At 65.6% G+C, this 17,176-nt stretch carries 31 protein-coding genes; 1 reads left to right on the plus strand and 30 read right to left on the minus strand.

Translation table 11 applies throughout. The features are described from left to right. A partial coding sequence (locus D7V93_RS17130; protein ID WP_120644446.1) for a hypothetical protein occupies nt 1-576 on the plus strand: 576 nt, incomplete at its 5' end. A gap of 110 nt (nt 577-686) precedes the next feature. Here the strand turns inward: D7V93_RS17130 and rplQ are convergent. The 30 genes from rplQ to D7V93_RS17280 form a co-directional block, all read right to left on the minus strand. Next, nucleotides 687-1,103, minus strand: coding sequence for a 50S ribosomal protein L17 (rplQ, locus tag D7V93_RS17135; RefSeq protein WP_120543265.1), 417 nt, complete (start codon nt 1,101-1,103; stop codon nt 687-689). Nucleotides 1,104-1,296: 193 nt separating this feature from the next. Beyond that, the gene (locus D7V93_RS17140; RefSeq protein ID WP_120612981.1) at nt 1,297-2,319 is read right to left on the minus strand and encodes a DNA-directed RNA polymerase subunit alpha; all 1,023 of its coding nucleotides are present in this window, start codon (nt 2,317-2,319) and stop codon (nt 1,297-1,299) included. A 203-nt stretch (nt 2,320-2,522) separates the two neighbouring features. Further along, entirely contained in the window at nt 2,523-3,149 is a 627-nt protein-coding gene (gene rpsD / locus D7V93_RS17145) for a 30S ribosomal protein S4 (RefSeq protein ID WP_120612982.1), read from the minus strand. 66 nt (nt 3,150-3,215) lie between these two features. Continuing rightward, nucleotides 3,216-3,656, minus strand: a complete 441-nt coding sequence (rpsK, locus tag D7V93_RS17150; protein WP_120532353.1) for a 30S ribosomal protein S11 — start codon at nt 3,654-3,656, stop codon at nt 3,216-3,218. Between the two features lie 73 nt (nt 3,657-3,729). After that, entirely contained in the window at nt 3,730-4,113 is a 384-nt protein-coding gene (rpsM, locus tag D7V93_RS17155; RefSeq protein ID WP_120532354.1) for a 30S ribosomal protein S13, read from the minus strand. Between the two features lie 56 nt (nt 4,114-4,169). Next, nucleotides 4,170-4,286, minus strand: a complete 117-nt coding sequence (rpmJ, locus tag D7V93_RS17160) for a 50S ribosomal protein L36 (protein WP_002633586.1) — start codon at nt 4,284-4,286, stop codon at nt 4,170-4,172. A gap of 66 nt (nt 4,287-4,352) precedes the next feature. Then, nucleotides 4,353-4,571, minus strand: a complete 219-nt coding sequence (gene infA, locus D7V93_RS17165; protein WP_002614803.1) for a translation initiation factor IF-1 — start codon at nt 4,569-4,571, stop codon at nt 4,353-4,355. 437 nt (nt 4,572-5,008) lie between these two features. After that, a complete protein-coding gene (locus D7V93_RS17170) occupies nt 5,009-5,659 on the minus strand; it encodes an adenylate kinase (protein ID WP_120644447.1) in 651 nt (216 codons plus the stop codon). Between the two features lie 90 nt (nt 5,660-5,749). Next, entirely contained in the window at nt 5,750-7,096 is a 1,347-nt protein-coding gene (gene secY / locus D7V93_RS17175) for a preprotein translocase subunit SecY (RefSeq protein ID WP_120644448.1), read from the minus strand. 131 nt (nt 7,097-7,227) lie between these two features. After that, nucleotides 7,228-7,755 (minus strand): 50S ribosomal protein L15, encoded by a 528-nt coding sequence (rplO, locus tag D7V93_RS17180; RefSeq protein ID WP_120644449.1) that lies wholly within the window; start codon nt 7,753-7,755, stop codon nt 7,228-7,230. Between the two features lie 16 nt (nt 7,756-7,771). Then, nucleotides 7,772-8,041 carry a 50S ribosomal protein L30 gene (gene rpmD, locus D7V93_RS17185; protein ID WP_120644450.1) on the minus strand — a complete coding sequence of 90 codons (270 nt, stop codon included), beginning with the start codon at nt 8,039-8,041 and terminating at the stop codon, nt 7,772-7,774. A 2-nt stretch (nt 8,042-8,043) separates the two neighbouring features. Then, complete coding sequence (gene rpsE, locus D7V93_RS17190) at nt 8,044-8,565, minus strand: 30S ribosomal protein S5 (RefSeq protein WP_014395877.1); 522 nt, start codon at nt 8,563-8,565, stop codon at nt 8,044-8,046. A gap of 22 nt (nt 8,566-8,587) precedes the next feature. Next, nucleotides 8,588-8,941, minus strand: coding sequence for a 50S ribosomal protein L18 (rplR, locus tag D7V93_RS17195; protein WP_120644451.1), 354 nt, complete (start codon nt 8,939-8,941; stop codon nt 8,588-8,590). 108 nt (nt 8,942-9,049) lie between these two features. After that, complete coding sequence (rplF, locus tag D7V93_RS17200) at nt 9,050-9,616, minus strand: 50S ribosomal protein L6 (RefSeq protein WP_120612988.1); 567 nt, start codon at nt 9,614-9,616, stop codon at nt 9,050-9,052. Nucleotides 9,617-9,680: 64 nt separating this feature from the next. After that, complete coding sequence (gene rpsH / locus D7V93_RS17205) at nt 9,681-10,079, minus strand: 30S ribosomal protein S8 (protein ID WP_120612989.1); 399 nt, start codon at nt 10,077-10,079, stop codon at nt 9,681-9,683. Nucleotides 10,080-10,245: 166 nt separating this feature from the next. Beyond that, nucleotides 10,246-10,431 carry a type Z 30S ribosomal protein S14 gene (locus D7V93_RS17210; protein ID WP_120523541.1) on the minus strand — a complete coding sequence of 62 codons (186 nt, stop codon included), beginning with the start codon at nt 10,429-10,431 and terminating at the stop codon, nt 10,246-10,248. Nucleotides 10,432-10,457: 26 nt separating this feature from the next. After that, a complete protein-coding gene (rplE, locus tag D7V93_RS17215; protein ID WP_120644452.1) occupies nt 10,458-11,114 on the minus strand; it encodes a 50S ribosomal protein L5 in 657 nt (218 codons plus the stop codon). 176 nt (nt 11,115-11,290) lie between these two features. Next, a complete protein-coding gene (gene rplX, locus D7V93_RS17220) occupies nt 11,291-11,620 on the minus strand; it encodes a 50S ribosomal protein L24 (protein ID WP_120612991.1) in 330 nt (109 codons plus the stop codon). A gap of 42 nt (nt 11,621-11,662) precedes the next feature. After that, entirely contained in the window at nt 11,663-12,031 is a 369-nt protein-coding gene (rplN, locus tag D7V93_RS17225) for a 50S ribosomal protein L14 (RefSeq protein WP_014395870.1), read from the minus strand. A 65-nt stretch (nt 12,032-12,096) separates the two neighbouring features. Then, a complete protein-coding gene (gene rpsQ / locus D7V93_RS17230; RefSeq protein WP_169821648.1) occupies nt 12,097-12,423 on the minus strand; it encodes a 30S ribosomal protein S17 in 327 nt (108 codons plus the stop codon). Between the two features lie 84 nt (nt 12,424-12,507). Then, complete coding sequence (gene rpmC / locus D7V93_RS17235; RefSeq protein ID WP_120612992.1) at nt 12,508-12,714, minus strand: 50S ribosomal protein L29; 207 nt, start codon at nt 12,712-12,714, stop codon at nt 12,508-12,510. 68 nt (nt 12,715-12,782) lie between these two features. Beyond that, nucleotides 12,783-13,202, minus strand: a complete 420-nt coding sequence (gene rplP / locus D7V93_RS17240; RefSeq protein WP_120543255.1) for a 50S ribosomal protein L16 — start codon at nt 13,200-13,202, stop codon at nt 12,783-12,785. A 63-nt stretch (nt 13,203-13,265) separates the two neighbouring features. Further along, complete coding sequence (rpsC, locus tag D7V93_RS17245) at nt 13,266-13,928, minus strand: 30S ribosomal protein S3 (RefSeq protein WP_120532367.1); 663 nt, start codon at nt 13,926-13,928, stop codon at nt 13,266-13,268. Between the two features lie 41 nt (nt 13,929-13,969). Next, complete coding sequence (gene rplV, locus D7V93_RS17250; protein ID WP_120532368.1) at nt 13,970-14,314, minus strand: 50S ribosomal protein L22; 345 nt, start codon at nt 14,312-14,314, stop codon at nt 13,970-13,972. A gap of 35 nt (nt 14,315-14,349) precedes the next feature. Beyond that, the gene (rpsS, locus tag D7V93_RS17255; RefSeq protein WP_014395864.1) at nt 14,350-14,637 is read right to left on the minus strand and encodes a 30S ribosomal protein S19; all 288 of its coding nucleotides are present in this window, start codon (nt 14,635-14,637) and stop codon (nt 14,350-14,352) included. 13 nt (nt 14,638-14,650) lie between these two features. Beyond that, a complete protein-coding gene (gene rplB / locus D7V93_RS17260; protein ID WP_120644453.1) occupies nt 14,651-15,496 on the minus strand; it encodes a 50S ribosomal protein L2 in 846 nt (281 codons plus the stop codon). Nucleotides 15,497-15,536: 40 nt separating this feature from the next. After that, the gene (locus D7V93_RS17265) at nt 15,537-15,830 is read right to left on the minus strand and encodes a 50S ribosomal protein L23 (protein WP_120532370.1); all 294 of its coding nucleotides are present in this window, start codon (nt 15,828-15,830) and stop codon (nt 15,537-15,539) included. Beyond that, the gene (gene rplD / locus D7V93_RS17270; protein ID WP_120612993.1) at nt 15,827-16,450 is read right to left on the minus strand and encodes a 50S ribosomal protein L4; all 624 of its coding nucleotides are present in this window, start codon (nt 16,448-16,450) and stop codon (nt 15,827-15,829) included. The genes D7V93_RS17265 and rplD overlap by 4 nt, the downstream gene beginning before the upstream one ends. 51 nt (nt 16,451-16,501) lie before the next feature. After that, nucleotides 16,502-16,810 (minus strand): 30S ribosomal protein S10, encoded by a 309-nt coding sequence (gene rpsJ / locus D7V93_RS17275; RefSeq protein ID WP_002633608.1) that lies wholly within the window; start codon nt 16,808-16,810, stop codon nt 16,502-16,504. A gap of 193 nt (nt 16,811-17,003) precedes the next feature. Further along, on the minus strand, nt 17,004-17,176 hold a 173-nt coding region (locus tag D7V93_RS17280; RefSeq protein WP_504739570.1), incomplete at its 5' end, for an EF-Tu C-terminal domain-related protein.

Consider the following 17,176-nt stretch of genomic DNA (forward strand, 5'->3'; position numbering starts at 1 on the left):
GCCACGAGCCCCGGCATGCGCGCCGTGAGCGCCGCGCGCACGGAGCCCCTGGAGAAGCAGAAGGTGGAAGGCCCGCTGGGCAAGCGCGTCGCCTCGGAGGCCTCCAACGTCGTCCTCAACACCTTCTCCGTCCTCAAGGAGCAGGTGGCGGGCTTCCGCCAGAGCGACCGCTTCTTCAAGTACAAGGCCGGCATCGTCGCGGGCTGGGTGGTGCTGTCCATCGCCAGCTTCGCCATCGCGTGTCCGGGCCGCTCCCTGGAGACGGGGGACATGGACGCGCGCCTGGTGCTCAGCGACAAGCTGGACCGGCCCTCGGTGACCATCTGGAACGAGAGCCAGGACGTCTGGCGCGACGTCACCATCATCGTGAACGAGCAGTACCGGGCCGCGGTGGCGGAGGTGCAGCCCGGCAACTTCGTCACCATCACCCCCAAGCAGCTCCTGGGCGCCGGCGGCGTCACCGCGCCCGCGGACCTGCGTTTCCAGTCGCTGAAGATGCGCAGCCCGGACGACAACGCGGACCTCACCCAGGACCTCCAGGTGGAGTGGCAGCGCCTGCTCGCGCCGAAGAAGTAGTCCGGCGTCCTGTCGCGGGGCCTCCGGGCCCCGGAAACACGAAGGGCGCCCTCCCGACTCGGGAAGGCGCCCTGGGTGCTGTTACAGCCCCGACGTGGGACTGCGGGCGGCTAGCCCTCGGACTTCGTCTCGGCGGGCGCTTCGGTCTCGGCGGCGGCCGGGGCCTTCGCGGGACGGTCCACCAGCTCGATGAGGGCCATCTCCGCGGCGTCGCCCCGGCGGAAGCCCAGGCGAATGATGCGGGTATAGCCACCCGGACGGGAGGCGTAACGCTCCTTGTACTCGCTGAACACCTTCTGGAGGACCACGCGGTCCTTCACGGTGCGAGCCGCGAGGCGCACGTTGGACAGGCCCCCGCGCTTGGCCAGGGTGATGATGCGCTCCGCCAGCGGCCGGACTTCCTTGGCCTTCGGAACGGTGGTGCGGATGGCCCCGTGCTCCAGCAGCGAGGTGACCATGTTGTTGAGCATCGCGAGCCGGTGGCTCGTGGTGCGGTGCAGCTTCCTTTGTCCGACCTTGTGGCGCATGCGCGTGCTCCGGGGCCTCGTTGAGAACCCCACCACTCCGGCCGTGTCAGGTACCGGGTGGGAAGGACGGCCCCGACACCGGGGGCCGCCGTTGAATCGGGCCCTGTGTACCAGGGCCCCCTGCCCCGCGCCACCGTGAAGCCGTGTCGGTGGGATGCGGGACAGGTGCTGCGACGACGGGAAACGACTGCGACTAGGCCTTGGGCGCCGCGGGAGCCGGCGCGTTCTTCGGCGGCCAGTTCTCCAGCTTCATGCCCAGCGACAGGCCCATCTCCGCGAGGATCTCCTTGATCTCCTTCAAGGACTTGCGGCCGAAGTTCTTCGTCTTGAGCATCTCCGCCTCGGTGCGCTGGACCAGGTCACCGATGGACTTGATGTTCGCTTGCTGCAGGCAGTTGGCCGAGCGCACGGACAGCTCCAGCTCATCCACCGAGCGGAACAGGTTCTCGTTGAGCTTGGCCTCTTCCTTCGGCGCCTCGGCGACGACCGGCTCCTCGGTCTCGTCGAAGTTCACGAACACCGTGAGCTGCTCCTTGATGATCTTCGCCGCGTACGCCACCGCGTCCTGCGGCACCACGGAGCCGTCCGTCCACACCTCGAGCGACAGCTTGTCGAAGTCCGTGACCTGACCGACGCGCGCGTTGGTGACCTGGTAGTTCACCTTGCGGATGGGCGAGAAGAGCGAGTCGATGGGGATCGTCCCGATGGGCGCGCCCGGCACCTTGTTGGTGGACGCGGCGACGTAGCCACGGCCCCGGCGGCACGACAGTTCCATGCGCACCTTGCCACCCTCGGACACGGTGCAGATGTGGTGACCCGGGTTGAGGATCTCCACGTCCGCGTCCGCGATGAGGTCGCCCGCCTTGACCTCCTTGGGGCCCTCCACCTCGATGCGCAGCGTCTTCGGCTCGTTCGTGTGCATCCGGAGGAGGACCTCCTTCAGGTTCAACACGACGTCCGTGACGTCCTCGGCCACCTCGGGGATGGTCGTGAACTCGTGGTCCACGCCTTCAATCTTCACGGACGTGATGGCCGCGCCCTGCAGCGACGACAGCAGCACCCGCCGCAGCGAGTTGCCCAGCGTCGTTCCGAAGCCGCGCTCCAGCGGCTCCGCCACGAACTTCCCGTACGTGGTGCTCAGCGAGTCCTGATCCACTTCCATGCGGCGCGGCTTGATGAGGTCGCGCCAGTTCTTCGCAACGAACGTGTCAGCCATGTGTGCTGCTCCTCGGGTCGTGCGCCATCACCAACATCCCCGCCGGAGTGACGGGAGGACGGGCACGCGGGGGACTGCCTAACGGCGTCGGCCGGCGCGCGCAGGGCGCATATTCCGGACGACCAAAGCAATGACGCCCCGGCCACATCGGCCAGGGCGTCCACTGAGGGAGGGGCCCGAGGAAGCGGGCCCGGCACCCAGGACTACTTCGAGTACAACTCGACGATCAGCTGCTCCTGGATCGGCATGGTCAGGTCCTCGCGGTTCGGGACCGTCTTCACCGTGCCCTTGAACGCCTTCTTGTCCAGGTCGATCCACTGGGGAACGCCACGGCGGTCCACCGTCTCCAGCGCCTCGGAGATCCGCAGCACCTTGCGGCTCTTCTCCAGCACTTCCACGGCGCTGCCCGGCTTCACGGAGAACGACGGGATGTTCACCCGGCGACCGTTGACCTGGAAGTGACCGTGACGCACCAGCTGGCGCGCCTCGTTGCGCGTGTCCGCGAAGCCCATGCGGAACACCACGTTGTCCAGGCGGAGCTCCAGCTGCTGCAGCAGGTTCTCACCCGTCTTGCCCTTGGCCGCGGACGCGCGGTGGTAGTACCCGCGGAACTGGTTCTCGAGCAGGCCGTACATGCGCTTGACCTTCTGCTTCTCGCGCAGCTGCACGCCGTAGCCGGAGAACTTCACGCGGCCCTGGCCATGCTGACCGGGGGGATAGGGGCGGCGCTCGATGGCGCACTTGTCCGTGTAGCAACGGTCGCCCTTGAGGTACATCTTCAGGTTCTCACGCCGGCAGATACGGCAGGCGCTCGCGGTGTAACGGGCCACGGAAATTCTCCTTGCAGATGGTCTGGAGCCGGCTCGCGAGGACGCGAGCCTGGCCCGAAGCGGTGATTAGACGCGACGGCGCTTGGGCTGACGGCAGCCGTTGTGCGGGATGGGCGTCACGTCGCGGATGAGGCTGATCTTCAGGCCGGCGGCGGCCAGCGCGCGCAGCGCCGACTCACGGCCCGCGCCCGGGCCCTTCACGAACACCGTCACGGTCTTGAGGCCGTGCTCCATCGCCTTCGCCGCGGCATCGCCAGCGGCCACCTGCGCCGCGAACGGCGTGGACTTGCGGCTGCCCTTGAAGCCGCGCGCCCCGGCCGACGACCAGGAGATCACGTTCCCGGACACGTCCGTGATCGTGATGATGGTGTTGTTGAACGTGGACTGGATGTGGACCACGCCGTTGAGGATGTTCTTCTTGCCCTTGCGCTTGTTCTTCTTCGCCGCAGGGGCCTCGCCGCCCTCGGCACCGGCCGGCGCGGCGGCGGTATTGATCTCGTCAGCCATGTGAATCGCTGCTCCTGGGAGTAGGTGATCAACGCCCGCGCCTCACGAAAGGAGGCTGCGGGCGCCAGAGGGTTTAGCGGGCCGGAGCGGCCGGCTTCGCGCGAACGATGCCGCGCTTGGGACCCTTGCGGGTACGCGCATTCGTGTGGGTGCGCTGGCCGCGAACCGGAAGACCCTTGCGGTGACGCAGACCCCGGTAGCATCCCAGGTCCATGAGCCGCTTGATGTTCATGGTCACTTCGCGCCGGAGGTCACCCTCGACCTTGTAGCTCGCCTCGATGATCTCACGGATCTTTCGAGCCTGCTCCTCGGTGAGGTCCTTTGTCCGAGTGGTGAGATCGATGCCCGCCGCCTCGATGATATCGTGCGCGGTCTTGTTACCGATCCCGTAGATGTACTGGAGCGAGATCACCGCACGCTTGTTGGGCGGCAGATCGATGCCGGCGATACGAGCCATCTTCGGTCTTCCTTCGTTTTGGAGTTGGTCTGAGGCTTACGGTCCCTGGGGGACCGTTAGCCCTGGCGCTGCTTGTGCCGGGGGTTGGAAGCGCAGATGACGCGCACGATGCCCTTGCGGCGGACAACCTTGCACTTGTCGCAGATCTTCTTGACGGACGCCCGAACCTTCATGGAGCGAACTTCCTTCCTTCAGCGGAGAAAACACAACAGCCGGTCCGCGAAGGCGGCCGGCACGAATTACTTGGCCCGGTACGTGATCCGTCCGCGGGTCAGGTCATACGGAGACAACTCGACCTTCACCTTGTCGCCCGGGAGGATGCGGATGAAGTGCATCCGCATCTTGCCCGAGATGTGCGCGAGGACCTTGTGGCCGTTGTCCAGCACCACGCGGAACATCGCGTTCGGTAGGGGTTCCATGACGGTCCCCTCGACTTCGATGGAATCATCCTTCGGCAAGCGTCAACCTTCTTCCCGGACCACGAACCTTCTGGAAGCGCGGCGGGATAACACTTTGGTCCGTAAGTAGCAAGCGCCGCGCGAATCGAAACTGGGACTCCTATCAACAGCCCCTGACATCACCCTATTTCACCCTGGGTCCGGGAGCCATCAGGATCACGGGGTGAGCACTTCCAGCCCCGCTCCAGGTCAGGATGGTGTGCTCGAAGTGCGCGGACAACTTGCCGTCCACCGTGACGGCCGTCCACTCGCCCTCCAGGGCCACCAACCTCGGCGTATCCGGGTTCCCCGAGGCGCAAAGCCCCCGGGAAGCCGTGGTAACCCTTGGACGCCGGCCTGGCGCCTCTTTCACTACCAGCATGCTGCTTTCAGGAACCCGCGACCGGTGGGACGGGAGTCCGGACCTTCCCGGCCCTGCCCCGCTGCCTGGTACCTGCTCAGGCAGAACGACCGGCGGCCTTCTTGATCTCCTCGTAGATGCCCTCGGGAGACCCGACGCCGTCCACGCTCTTGAGGAGCCCCTTCTGGGCGTAGAAGTCCTTCAGGGGGGACGTCTCCGCGTCGTACTTCCGCAGGCGCCGCTCGATGACCTCGGGCGTGTCGTCCTCGCGCTGCACGAGTTCGGAGCTGCACTTGTCGCACAGACCCGCGCGCTTCGGAGGGCTCTGGGTGACGTGGTAGACGGCCCCGTCATTGGGACACACGCGCCGCCCGGACCCGCGCTCGACGAGCGTGGAGTGAGGGACCTCCAGGGACACGACCGCGTCCAGTTGGCGGCCCAACCGGGTGAGCATCCGGTCCAGTGCGTCCGCCTGCCCGGGGGTGCGTGGGAAGCCGTCGAGCACGAAGCCCTGGGCCACGTCCGGCTCCTTCAGCCGCTCTTCCACGATGCCGATGACGACGTCGTCCGGCACGTACTGCCCCGCGGCCATCAACGGCCCGGCGACCTTGCCCAGCGCCGTGCCATCCTTCACGGCCTTGCGCAGGATGTCCCCGGTGGAGATCTGCGGGATGTGGAAGTCCGCGTAGAGCTTCTTCGCCTGGGTTCCCTTCCCGGCGTTCGGCGGCCCCAACAGGATGAGGTTCATGTCGCTCCTTTGCACCAGCGTCCATCCTTGAACGACGAGGCGCCCCTCCCCACCATTGGAGAGAGGCGCCCGGAACACAGCCACCAGCCGTCAGGCCGCCACGCGAACCCGACCGCGGATGCGCGGACCACGCGGACCCGCGAAGCCTTCGTAGTTGCGGCTGATGAGATGGCCCTCGATCTGCTGAACCGTGTCCAGCGCCACGCCCACCACGATGAGGAGCGCCGTGCCACCGAACGTGAAGCGCACCCCCAGCACGCTGCTGATGACTGACGGAATCACGCAGATGATGGCCAGGTAGATGGCGCCACCGAACGTGAGCCGATTCAGCACGCGCTCGATGAACTCCGCCGTCTGACGACCCGGGCGGATGCCGGGGATGTAGCCACCCTGCTTCTTGATGTTGTCCGCCACGTCATCCGGCCGGAAGGTGAGCGCCGTGTAGAAGTAGGAGAAGAACACCACCAGCAGCACGAACAGGCCGTTGTAGACCCAGAGGTTGCCCTCGATGCTGCGCTGGAAGCCTTGCAGGAAGGGGAACCACGCGCCCAGCGTCGCCGGGAACGACAGCACCGCGCCGGCGAAGATGGGGGGAATCACGCCCGAGGCATTCACCTTCATCGGGAAGTACGTCGCCTGTCCCGCGAACATCCGGCGGCCCGCCATGCGCTTGGCGTACTGGATGGGCACCCGCCGCATGCCCCGCTCCACGTAGACCACCACGCCGATGATGAGGAGCATGAAGAACAGCAGGCCCAGCACCGCAGCCGCGTTCACCACTTCCTGCGTCGTCAGGTCCAGCAGTTGCTTCGCCCCGGGCAGCACGCGCGCCACGATGCCCGCGAAGATGATGAGCGAGATGCCGTTGCCGATGCCGCGCTCGGTGATGCGCTCGCCCAGCCACATGATGAAGGCCGTGCCCGCCGTGAGGCTGACGACCGTCATGAAGGTGAACCAGAGGTTGTCGTTGGGCACGACCACCTGGTTGAAGCCGCCCTGGCCCGCGTCGGAGCGGCCCAGCGAGGCCAGCCACCGCGAGATGCCCACACCCTGCACGACCGACAGCACGATGCTGCCGTAGCGGGTGTACTGGTTGATCTTCTGGCGGCCCGCGGCGCCTTCCTTCTGGAGCCGCTCCAGGCTGGGCACCACCACCGCCAGCAGCTGGATGATGATGGAGGCGCTCACGTACGGCATGATGCCCAGACCGAAGATGGACATCTGCTCCAGCGCGCCGCCGGAGAAGAGGTTGAACAGCGACACCAGGCCGCCCGATTGCTTCTGGGCGTCCATGAACGCGTTCATCGCGGAGCGGTCCACGCCCGGCGTGTTGATGAAGATGCCGATGCGATAGACGGACAGCAGCACGAGCGTGTACGCAAGCCGGCTGCGCAGCTCCGCGATGCGGAAGACATTGGCGAAGGCGTTCAGGGCCACGGGAAAGCCATCCTCTTCAAGAGGTTCTGCCAGCAACAACAAACGCCCCTCTCCGGTTCCGGAAAGGGGCGCGGAAGCCTACACAAGGCTGAGGACGCGCACCACATCACCGTGATGCGCGCCTATCACGCCTACGCCCGGGGCTGGCGAGGAGCCTTGACGCCCTTGCCAGAATGGGCCTTGGCGGCCGACTCGGGCTTGTGCGCCATCAGCGGAAGCTCCTCCACGGAGCCCCCCGCCTTCTCGATGTTCTCGCGAGCCGCCGCGGACACCTTGTTCACGCGCACGGTGAGCTTCTTGGCGAGCTCCCCGTGGGCCAGAACCTTCACACCGTCATAACGACCCTTGACCAGGCCCGCCTGCTTCAGCGCGGCCTCGTCCACCGTGGCGCCCGCGTCGAACACGTGCTCCAGGTCACCCAGGTTCACCACCGCGTACACGGTGCGGTTGGGCGGGTTGAAACCGAACTTCGGCAGGCGGCGCTGCAGCGGGCTCTGACCGCCTTCGAAGCCTTCGAACCGCATGTTGCCGGAGCGGGCCTTCTGGCCCTTGCCGCCGCGGCCGGCCGTCTTGCCGAGGCCGCTACCCTGGCCACGACCGACGCGCTTCTTGCGGTGCCAGGAGCCCTCGGGACGCTTCAGGTTTGTCAGGACACTCATGTTGGATCCTCGTTCCTCAGGCCTTGGCCTTGGCGGCCAGGCGCTCCAGGGCGCGGTCCCGGGTGACGATCTTCCGGGGCTTGCGACGCTTGGGCGCCGGGGCCTCCTGGGTGACCGTCTCCAGGGAGACCAGGTGCTTCACCTTGAACACCATGCCGCGCACCGCCGGGGTGTCCTTCAACAGCCGCTCGTCACCGAACTTCTTCAGACCGAGGCCACGGATGGTGGCCAGCATGTCCTCGGAAGAACCCGAGAAGCTCTTCATCAGCTTGACCTTGAGCGCCATGGCTAGCCCCTCGCCTCGCCCGCGAGCTTCTGCGTCTCGACGTCCTTGCCACGCAGCCGCGCGACCTGCTCCGCGCTGCGCAGCAGCTTCAGGCCGGCGACGGTGGCCTTCAGCACGTTGTGCGGATTCCGCGAACCCTGGCTCTTGGTCAGGATGTTGCGGATGCCCGCCGCCTCGAGGACCGCGCGCACCGCACCGCCAGCGATGACGCCCGTACCTTCGCTGGCCGGCTTCAGGAGCACCCAGCCGGCACCGAAGTGCCCCAGGATCTCGTGCGGAATGGTGTGACCCATGCGCGGAACGCGGAACAGGTTCTTCTTCGCGTTCTCGCCGCCCTTGCGGATGGCCTCGGGGACTTCGTTGGCCTTGCCCAGGCCCACGCCCACGTGCCCGTTGCCATCGCCCACCACGACGAGCGCGGCGAACGAGAACCGACGGCCACCCTTCACCACCTTGGCCACGCGGTTGATGTTCACCACGCGGTCGGTCAGGTCCAGATCGTTCGGATTGATCGGAGTTGCCACTTGAGGAATTCCTTTCTGGTACCTAGAACTTCAGGCCGGCTTCGCGCGCGGCGTCGGCCACGGCAGCGATGCGCCCATGGTAGGGGAAGCCGTTGCGGTCGAAAACCACCGCGTCGACATTGGCGGCCTTGCACTTCTCCGCGATGAGAGAACCCACCCGCTTGGCGTCGGCCTTCTTGTCGCCCTCGTCCTTGCCCTTCAGCTCCTTGGACAGGGACGAAGCATACGCCAGCGTGCGGCCGGTGGAATCGTCCACCACCTGCGCGTAGATGTGCTTGAGGCTCTTGTACACCGTAAGCCGCGGGCGCTCGGTGGTTCCCGAGAGCTTCTTGCGGATGCGGTTCTTCCTCTTGAGACGCTGATCGACCTTGGACATGGCTGCTTCCTTTTCCGTCCGGCGGCGATGCGGCCTTCCGCCGCCGGATGATTCCGCCTGGCCCCAGGGCCTGGCAGGGTTGAACTATCGGCGAAGACGGGACGAAGACTACGTCGTACCGGTCTTGCCCTCCTTGCGACGGATGCGCTCCTCGGCGTACTTGATGCCCTTGCCCTTATAGGGCTCCGGCGGACGCAGCGAGCGGATGTTGACCGCCGTGGCGCCCAGGGCTTCCTTGTCCGCCGAGCGGAGCGTCAGCCCCACCGTGGGAAGGCTGTCCTCGGTGCGAGACGCCTTGTCGACTTCCGCCGTCACGCCTTCCGGCAGGTTGAACACCACCGGGTGCGAGTAGCCGAGCGAGAAGTGGATCGCCTTGCCCTTCACTTCCGCGCGGAAACCAACGCCGCGGATGTCCAGGCGCTTCTCGAAGCCCGTCGACACACCCTTCGCCGCATTGGCGAGGATGGTGCGCGTCAGGCCGTGGAGGCTGCGGGCCTCGCGAGAATCGTCCTCGCGCTGCACCGTCACCTGGCCGTCCTTCACCTCCACCTTCACCTTGGCGGGGAGCCTGACGGACAGCTTGCCCTTGGGGCCTTCGAAGTTGACCTGCTGGTTGGCGACATTGACCTTCGTCTTGTCGCCAAGCTTGATCGCCAGTTTTCCAATCCGACTCATGATTGCCTCGTGCTGTCGTCGCCTGGGGCGCGCTCCTCGCGGGGCGCAACACCCAGACTCCTGGCTAGTAGACCTTGCAGAGCAGCTCGCCGCCGACCTTCTGCTTCCGGGCCTCGGTGTCCACCAGGATGCCGCGCGAAGTGGAGAGGATGGAGATGCCCATGCCTCCCAGCACCTGCGGGATCTCGCGGACCGCCACGTAGCGGCGCAGACCGGGCTTCGACACACGGTGGATGCCGGTGATGGCAGGGCTGCGGTCCGGGCCGTACTTCAGCTGGACGGAGATCTCGCTCTGCGGCGCGAGCTCGTGGATGGTGAAGTCGCCAATATAGCCCTCGTCCTTGAGGACCTTGACGATCTCGACCTTGAGCTTCGAGTGGGGGATGACGACCTTGTCGTGCCGCGCGCGAGAAGCATTGCGCAGGCGGGTCAGCATGTCGCCAACGGGATCATTGACCGGCATGAAACACCTTCCGAAGCGGCGTCCCCTTCAGGGCGACTCCGCGCTTGCAGCCACTACGCCTGCCGGGCCCATCCCGGGGGTTCGTGGTGACCGCCACTGCTCTTCTCTTTCAGCGGTGTGACGCCCCGCCCTCTTCAGGACAGGGCCGGCACCGCGGGTCCAGCGCCTACCAGGACGACTTGGTGACGCCGGTGATCTCGCCGCGCAGCGCACGGTGGCGCAGGCAGATACGGCACATCTTGAACTTGCGCAGGAAGGCGCGAGGACGACCGCACAGCGGGCAGCGGTTGTACTGGCGCACGGGGAACTTCAGCTTGCGCTTTGCCTGGGCAATCTTGGAGAGCTTGGCCATGATCGATGGGAGTCCTGAACTCGGTCCTACTGACGGAACGGCATGCCGAAGTGACGCATCAGCGCCAGTCCCTGCTCGTCGTTCGGGGCGGTGGTGACGAAGCTGATGTTGAGCCCCTTCACCTTCTCGATCTGATCGTAGTTGATTTCCGGGAAGATGATCTGCTCGCGCACTCCGAGCGTGTAGTTGCCCTTCCCGTCGAAGGCCTTCGGGGACACGCCCTTGAAGTCACGCACGCGCGGCAGCGCGACGGAGATCAGACGGTCCATGAACTCGAACATACGGTCGCCGCGCAGCGTGACCGCAGCACCGATGGCCTGGCCCTGGCGCAGCTTGAAGTTCGCGATGGACTTGCGCGCGCGCGTCACGACCGGCTTCTGGCCGGTGATGGCTGCAAGCTGGTCCACCGCCGACTCCAGGATCTTGTTGTTGGCGAGCGCCTCGCCCAGACCCATGTTGACGACGATCTTCTCCAGCCGCGGCACTTCCATGGGGTTGTTGAGCCCCAGCTCCTTCATCAGCGCGGGAACGCCTTCCTTGCGGAAGCGGTCCTTCAGACGCGCCGAGCGGGCCTTCAGGCCCTCCTCGATGTTCGCGGCGAAGCCGACCTTCTTGGCTTCTTCCTTGCGGCCGCGCTTCTTTTCCTTCTTTTCCTTCGGTTCGGCCTTCTTCTCGTCAGCCATTTTTCAGTCCTCTGCTTCGGAGCGCCGTCGTGGACCCAGCGCGCCCGATCAGTCCTTCTTCTGGAACCTGGAAACACCTGGAAGGCTCAACAATTTCAGCCTTCCAGACGTGCACGCCCGCCTGCCCCACCTCAAGGTGGGTCAAGGGGCGCGCATACATGCCCGAACACGGACCCCTAGTCAATCAGGGCGTCACACTGCTTGCAGAACCGCTTGAGGGACTCGCCCTCCGTGCGGATGCCGACGCGGGTCGGCTTGTCACACTTGGCGCACACCACCTGGACGTTCGAGAGCGCGATGGTGCCCGGCTTCTCAATGATGCCGCCCTCGGGGCTCTGCGGCGTCTTGCGCATGTGGCGCTTGACCAGGCGCAGGCCCTCGACCGTCACGCGGCCCGCCTCCCGGTCGACCTTCAGCACCTTGCCGCGCTTCGTCGCCGGCGTCTTCTCCGAGCGCTCGGACCCGGAGATGACCTGGATCGTGTCACCGACTTTCAGCTTCTGCATGGCTTCCTCACTCTGGCTGTTCGCCGTCAGACCTGCGTCCTCTTAGAGGACCTCGGGCGCCAGCGAGATGATCTTCATGAACTTGCGGGCACGCAGCTCACGGGCGACCGGCCCAAAGATGCGCGTCCCGATGGGCTCCAGGTCCTTGTTGATGAGGACCGCCGAGTTGCCGTCGAACTTGATGTAGCTGCCATCCGCACGACCCACCTCGCGACGGGTGCGGACGATGACGGCCTTGGCCACGTCACCCTTCTTCACCTTGGAGTTGGGCAGCGCCTCACGGATCGACACGACAATCACGTCGCCGATGGAGGCATACTTGCGCTTGGAGCCGCCGAGAACCTTGATGCAAAACACCTTCTTGGCGCCCGAGTTGTCGGCCACATCGAGCACACTCTGCATCTGAATCATGTGAAGTCTCCTCTTGCTCGAACCAGGCCGCCCGCTTCATGGCGTGCGGACCCGGTGTGGCCTACCTAGACGTTCTTGCTCTTCTCCAACACCTCGACCACGCGCCAACGCTTGTCCTTCGAAGCGGGCTTGGTCTCGGCGATGCGCACCCGGTCACCCTCGTTGATGGTGACCTTCTTCGGGTAGTCGTGATCCTCGACGTGCGCCTTGTACTTCTCGCGCAGGCTCATGATCTTCCCGTACTTCGGATGGGGAGCGCGGCGCTGGACGGTGACGACCACCGTCTTCTGCATCTTGTTGGAGGTGACGATGCCCACGCGGGTCTTGGGACGACCCCGGGTGGAGGTCTCGGCAGCGGGCGTTTCGGTCGCTTCAGCCATGTTGGTTCTCACTGTCTGTCATGCACCCGGGCCCTCTGCCCGGATGGCCGCGGACGCCCGGTGAGGCCGGACGCCATCGCGGATGCACTGCTACAACTACCCCGCCTTCGCGGCCCGGGCCTTCTCGCCCAGAACGGTGAGGATGCGGGCCAGATCCTTGCGATGCTGCACGCCCTCAGCAGGGCTGTCCAGCGAGCCGGTCCGGCGCTTCAGTCGATCCTGGACCAGCGTGTCGCGCAGTTCCTTCGCGCGATTCTGCAGGTCGTCCGTCGACAGGTCCTTCAATTCCTTCGCAGTCGCCATCTTGTCTCCTCGGCGCGATGCGGACGTCCTCCCCTGTTACCAGGTGGGACGCCCGCCGCGGTGCGTGACTACAGCGAGAGATCCTTGCGCTGCACGATCTTGGTGAGCAGCGGCAGCTTCGCCTGCGCCAGCTTCAGCGCCCCTCTGGCGATCTCGTTCGTCATGCCCTCCATCTCGTAGAGGACGCGACCCGGCTTGACCACCGCGACGTAGTACTCCACGCCACCCTTGCCGGTACCCATTCGGGTCTCGGCGGGCTTCTTCGTGATGGGCTTGTCCGGGAAGATCCGGATCCAGATCTTGCCACCGCGCTTCACGTGGCGGGTCATCGCGATACGGGCCGCCTCGATCTGCCGCGAGGTGATCCAGCCCGGCTGGAGGCTCACCAGGCCGAACTCACCATACGTGAGGTCGCTGCCCCGGTGGGCCGCGCCGCCCATGCGGCCCTTCTGCATCTTTCGGTATTTGGTTCGAGCAGGCTGAAGCATCGTCGCTGTCCTTCGTGCCTCACGGGCAGGGCGGGTCTTTCAACCCACCCCGCGGAGGGCGTCTTACCGGTTGGTGGGCAGGGGGGCCTGGCCGCCCTTGCCCGGGAGGACCTCGCCCTTGCAGATCCAGACCTTGCAGCCAATCTTGCCGTAGGTCGTCTTGGCCTCGGCGAAGCCGAAGTCGATGTCCGCACGAAGGGTGTGCAGGGGCACGCGGCCCTCGCGGTACCACTCGTAGCGCGCCATCTCGGCGCCACCCAGGCGACCCGAGCAGGCAATACGGATGCCCTTGGCCCCGAACTTCATCGCCGTCTGCAGCGCCTTCTTCATGGCGCGGCGGAAGGCAATGCGGCGCTCGAGCTGCGTGGCGATGTTCTCCGCCACGAGCTGCGCGTCCGTCTCGGCCTTGCGGACCTCGACGATGTTCAGGAAGACCTCGTTCTTGGTGAACTGCTGCAGGTCCTTCTTGACGGTCTCGATGCCCGCGCCGCGCTTGCCGATGACGATGCCCGGCCGAGCGGTGTGGACGTTGACCTTCACCTTGTTGGCGGCGCGCTCAATCTCCACCTTGGAGACGCCCGCGTGGTTCAGTGACTTCTTCACGAACTCGCGGATGCGAATGTCCTCGTGGAGCCACTGGGCGTAGTTCTTGTGCTCGAACCACTTGGAGTCCCAGGTCTTGATGACGCCGAGCCGGAACCCGATCGGATGTACTTTCTGTCCCAAACTGATTCTCCTTGGTGCGTCCGGGCAGGGCCCGACGGGTCCTACTTCTTGGCGTCTGCCAACACGACGTGGACGTGGGCGGACTTCTTCTGGATGGGCGTCGCGCGCCCCATGGCGCGCGGCATGAACCGGCGCTGGGTGGCGGCCTGATCCACGGAGATGGTCTTGACGTAGAGGGTATCCACGTCGACCTGCCCCTTGGACAAGTCCGTCGCGTTCGCGACGGCGCTCTTGATGAGCTTCTCCACCGGCCGCGCAGCAGCGCGCGGGGTGAACTTCAGGATGTTCAGGGCGGCCTCAACAGGCTTGCCCCGGATGAGCGCCGCTACGAGGGAAAGCTTGCGCGGGCTCATGCGCAGGTGACGCAGATGTGCAGTCGACTCCATGGTCATCTCCTCAGGCTCTCAGGCGTGCGAACGGGCTACTTGCCCGGGGCCTTGGCGACCTTCTTCTCCGCCGAGTGGCCACCGAAGGTACGCGTCGGGGCGAACTCGCCGAGCTTGTGGCCCACCATGTTCTCCGTGACGAACACCGGAATGAACTTCTTGCCGTTGTGCACGGCGAAGGTGTGACCCACGAACTCAGGGAGAATCGTGGAGCGCCGGGACCAGGTCTTGACGACCGCCTTCTTGTTCGCCGCGATCATCCCCTCGATCTTCTTGAGGAGGTGATCATCGACGAACGGACCCTTCTTGATCGAACGAGCCATGTTTCAAATCCTCTTACTGGCTGCGCGCGCCCTGACGGCGGCCGCTCACGATGAATTTGTCGGTGCGCTTGTTGGTGCGCGTGGTGAGGCCCTTGGTCTTCTTGCCCCACGGAGACACCGGGTGCGGGTTACCCTGGCCGGACTTGCCTTCGCCACCACCGTGCGGGTGGTCAACGGGGTTCATCGCCAGACCGCGGACGGTGGGACGGATGCCCAGCCAGCGGCTCTTGCCCGCCTTGCCGATGCGAATGATTTCGTGCTCGATGTTGCCCACCTGGCCCACGGTGGCGCGGCACTCGATGAGCACCTTGCGCACGGCGCCCGACGGCATGCGGACCTGGGCGTAGCGCTCTTCCTTCGCCATCAGCTGGCCGGAAGTGCCCGCGGAGCGGATGACCTGGGCGCCACGGCCCGGCTTCAGCTCCACGTTGTGGATGACGGTGCCCACCGGGATGTTCTGCAGCGGGAGGCTGTTGCCAGGCCGGATGTCGGAGGTGGCGCCGGCGAAGACGGTGTCGCCCACGCTCAGGCCGACAGGGGCCAGGATGTAGCGCTTCTCGCCGTCCGCGTAGTGCAGGAGGGCGATGTTCGCGGTGCGGTTCGGGTCGTACTCGACGGCGACGACCTTCGCAGGCACGCCGTCCTTGTCCCGACGCTTGAAGTCGATGGTGCGGTAACGACGCTTGTGACCGCCACCCTGGTGACGACGGGTGATGTGCCCGTGAACGTTGCGGCCACCCGAGCGCTTGAGCGGCTCGGTGAGGGCCTTCTCGGGCGAGTCCTTGGTGATGTCCGCGAAGTCGGACACCGTCATCAGACGGCGGGCGGCGCTGGTCGGCTTGTACTTCTTGATGCCCATGGTGTGTTCCTCGTCTCAGGCTGATCTGTCGCCAGTGGCGTCAGACCGCCCCCCCCTCGAAGAGTTCGATCTTGTCACCTTCCTTGAGGGTGACGACCGCCTTCTTGAAGTTGGGGCGCTGGCCGATGCTCTTGCCCACCCGCTTCGTCTTGCCGCGCACGATGTTGGTGTTGACACCCTCCACCGTGACCTTGAACAGGGCCTGCACCGCGCGGGACACGTCGTGCTTCGTGGCCTTGCGGTCCACGATGAACGAGTACTGGCGGAACTTCTCGCGGGCCTTGTCCAGCTTCTCCGTGATGAGCGGCCCCTTGATGACGTCGTTCAGATTCATGACAGGGACCCCTCAAGCGCCTTGGCGGCCGCGGACGTCAGGACGAGGTGCGAGTGCTTGAGCACGGACTCGAGGTTCAGACCCTCGGGCGGCAGCACGTCGAACTTCGCCAGGTTGCGCACACTGCGGTGCAGGTTGGTGTTGCCGCGCTCGTCGATGATCAGCGCGTTCTGGAGCTTCAGACGCCGGGTGAGGACCTCGAAGGCCTGCTTCGACTTCGGGGCATCCAGCTTGAAACCGTCCAGGATGATGAGCTGCTTCTCCTGGGCGCGCAGGGACAGGACGGCGCGCAGCGCCCCCCGACGAACCTTGCGCGGCGGACGGTAGAAGTAGTCACGCGCCTTGGGAGCCATCGCCTTGCCGCCGCCCACCCAGTGGGAAGCGCGGATGGAACCCTGACGGGCCCGGCCGGTGCCCTTCTGCTTCCAGGGCTTCTTACCGCCGCCGCTGACGAGCGAGGTGTTCTTCACCCCGACCGTACCCCGGCGCCGGTTGATCTGCTGCATCTTCGCCACCTCGTAGAACAGGTGGGTGTTCTGCTCGGCACCGAAGATATCGTCGGAGAGTTCGATCTCCGAAACCTTCTTCAAATCCAGGTCGACTACGTCAAACTTCGCCATGGCACTTTCCTCGGGGGTCAGAGTGAAACCACTCCGACGCCATCCCGCTTCCTAGGACTTGATCTCGACGTCAACGCCGGCAGACAGATCCAGCTTCATCAGCGCATCCAGCGTCTGCTGGGTCGGCTCAAGGATATCGAGCAGGCGCTTGTGCGTGCGGATCTCGAACTGCTCGCGGCTCTTCTTGTCCACGTGCGGCGAACGCAGCACGGTGAACTTGTTGATGCGCGTCGGCAGGGGGATCGGACCGGCCACCTTGGCGCCCGTGCGCTTGGCCGTCTCGACGATCTCCCCAGCACTCTGGTCCAGGAGCTTCGAGTCGTACGCCTTCAACCGGATGCGGATCTTCTGTGTCGCCATTCGAAAGAACCTCTTTGAACGACCTCTGAACCGAGAGGCGGTACGCCCGTCAACGCCTGGATTTCAGAGAACCGTTTCTTCGGAACGAAGGGGCGCGGTGTGTACCACCACACCCCATGGGTTGCAACTGGATTCCCACCTGCTCTCCAGAACTGCCCAGAAGGGCATTCCGGAGAGCCCGGTGGCCTGAGTGCTACGCGATGATTTCCGCCACGACGCCCGCGCCCACCGTGCGGCCGCCCTCACGAACGGCGAACCGCAGCTCCTTCTCCATGGCCACCGGGGTGATGAGTTCCACCTCGATCGCGATGTTGTCGCCCGGCATCACCATCTCGACGTTGTCCGGCAGCTTCACCGTCCCCGTCA

The sequence above is a fragment of the Corallococcus llansteffanensis genome, assembly GCF_003612055.1.
GTDB classification, from domain to species: domain Bacteria; phylum Myxococcota; class Myxococcia; order Myxococcales; family Myxococcaceae; genus Corallococcus; species Corallococcus llansteffanensis.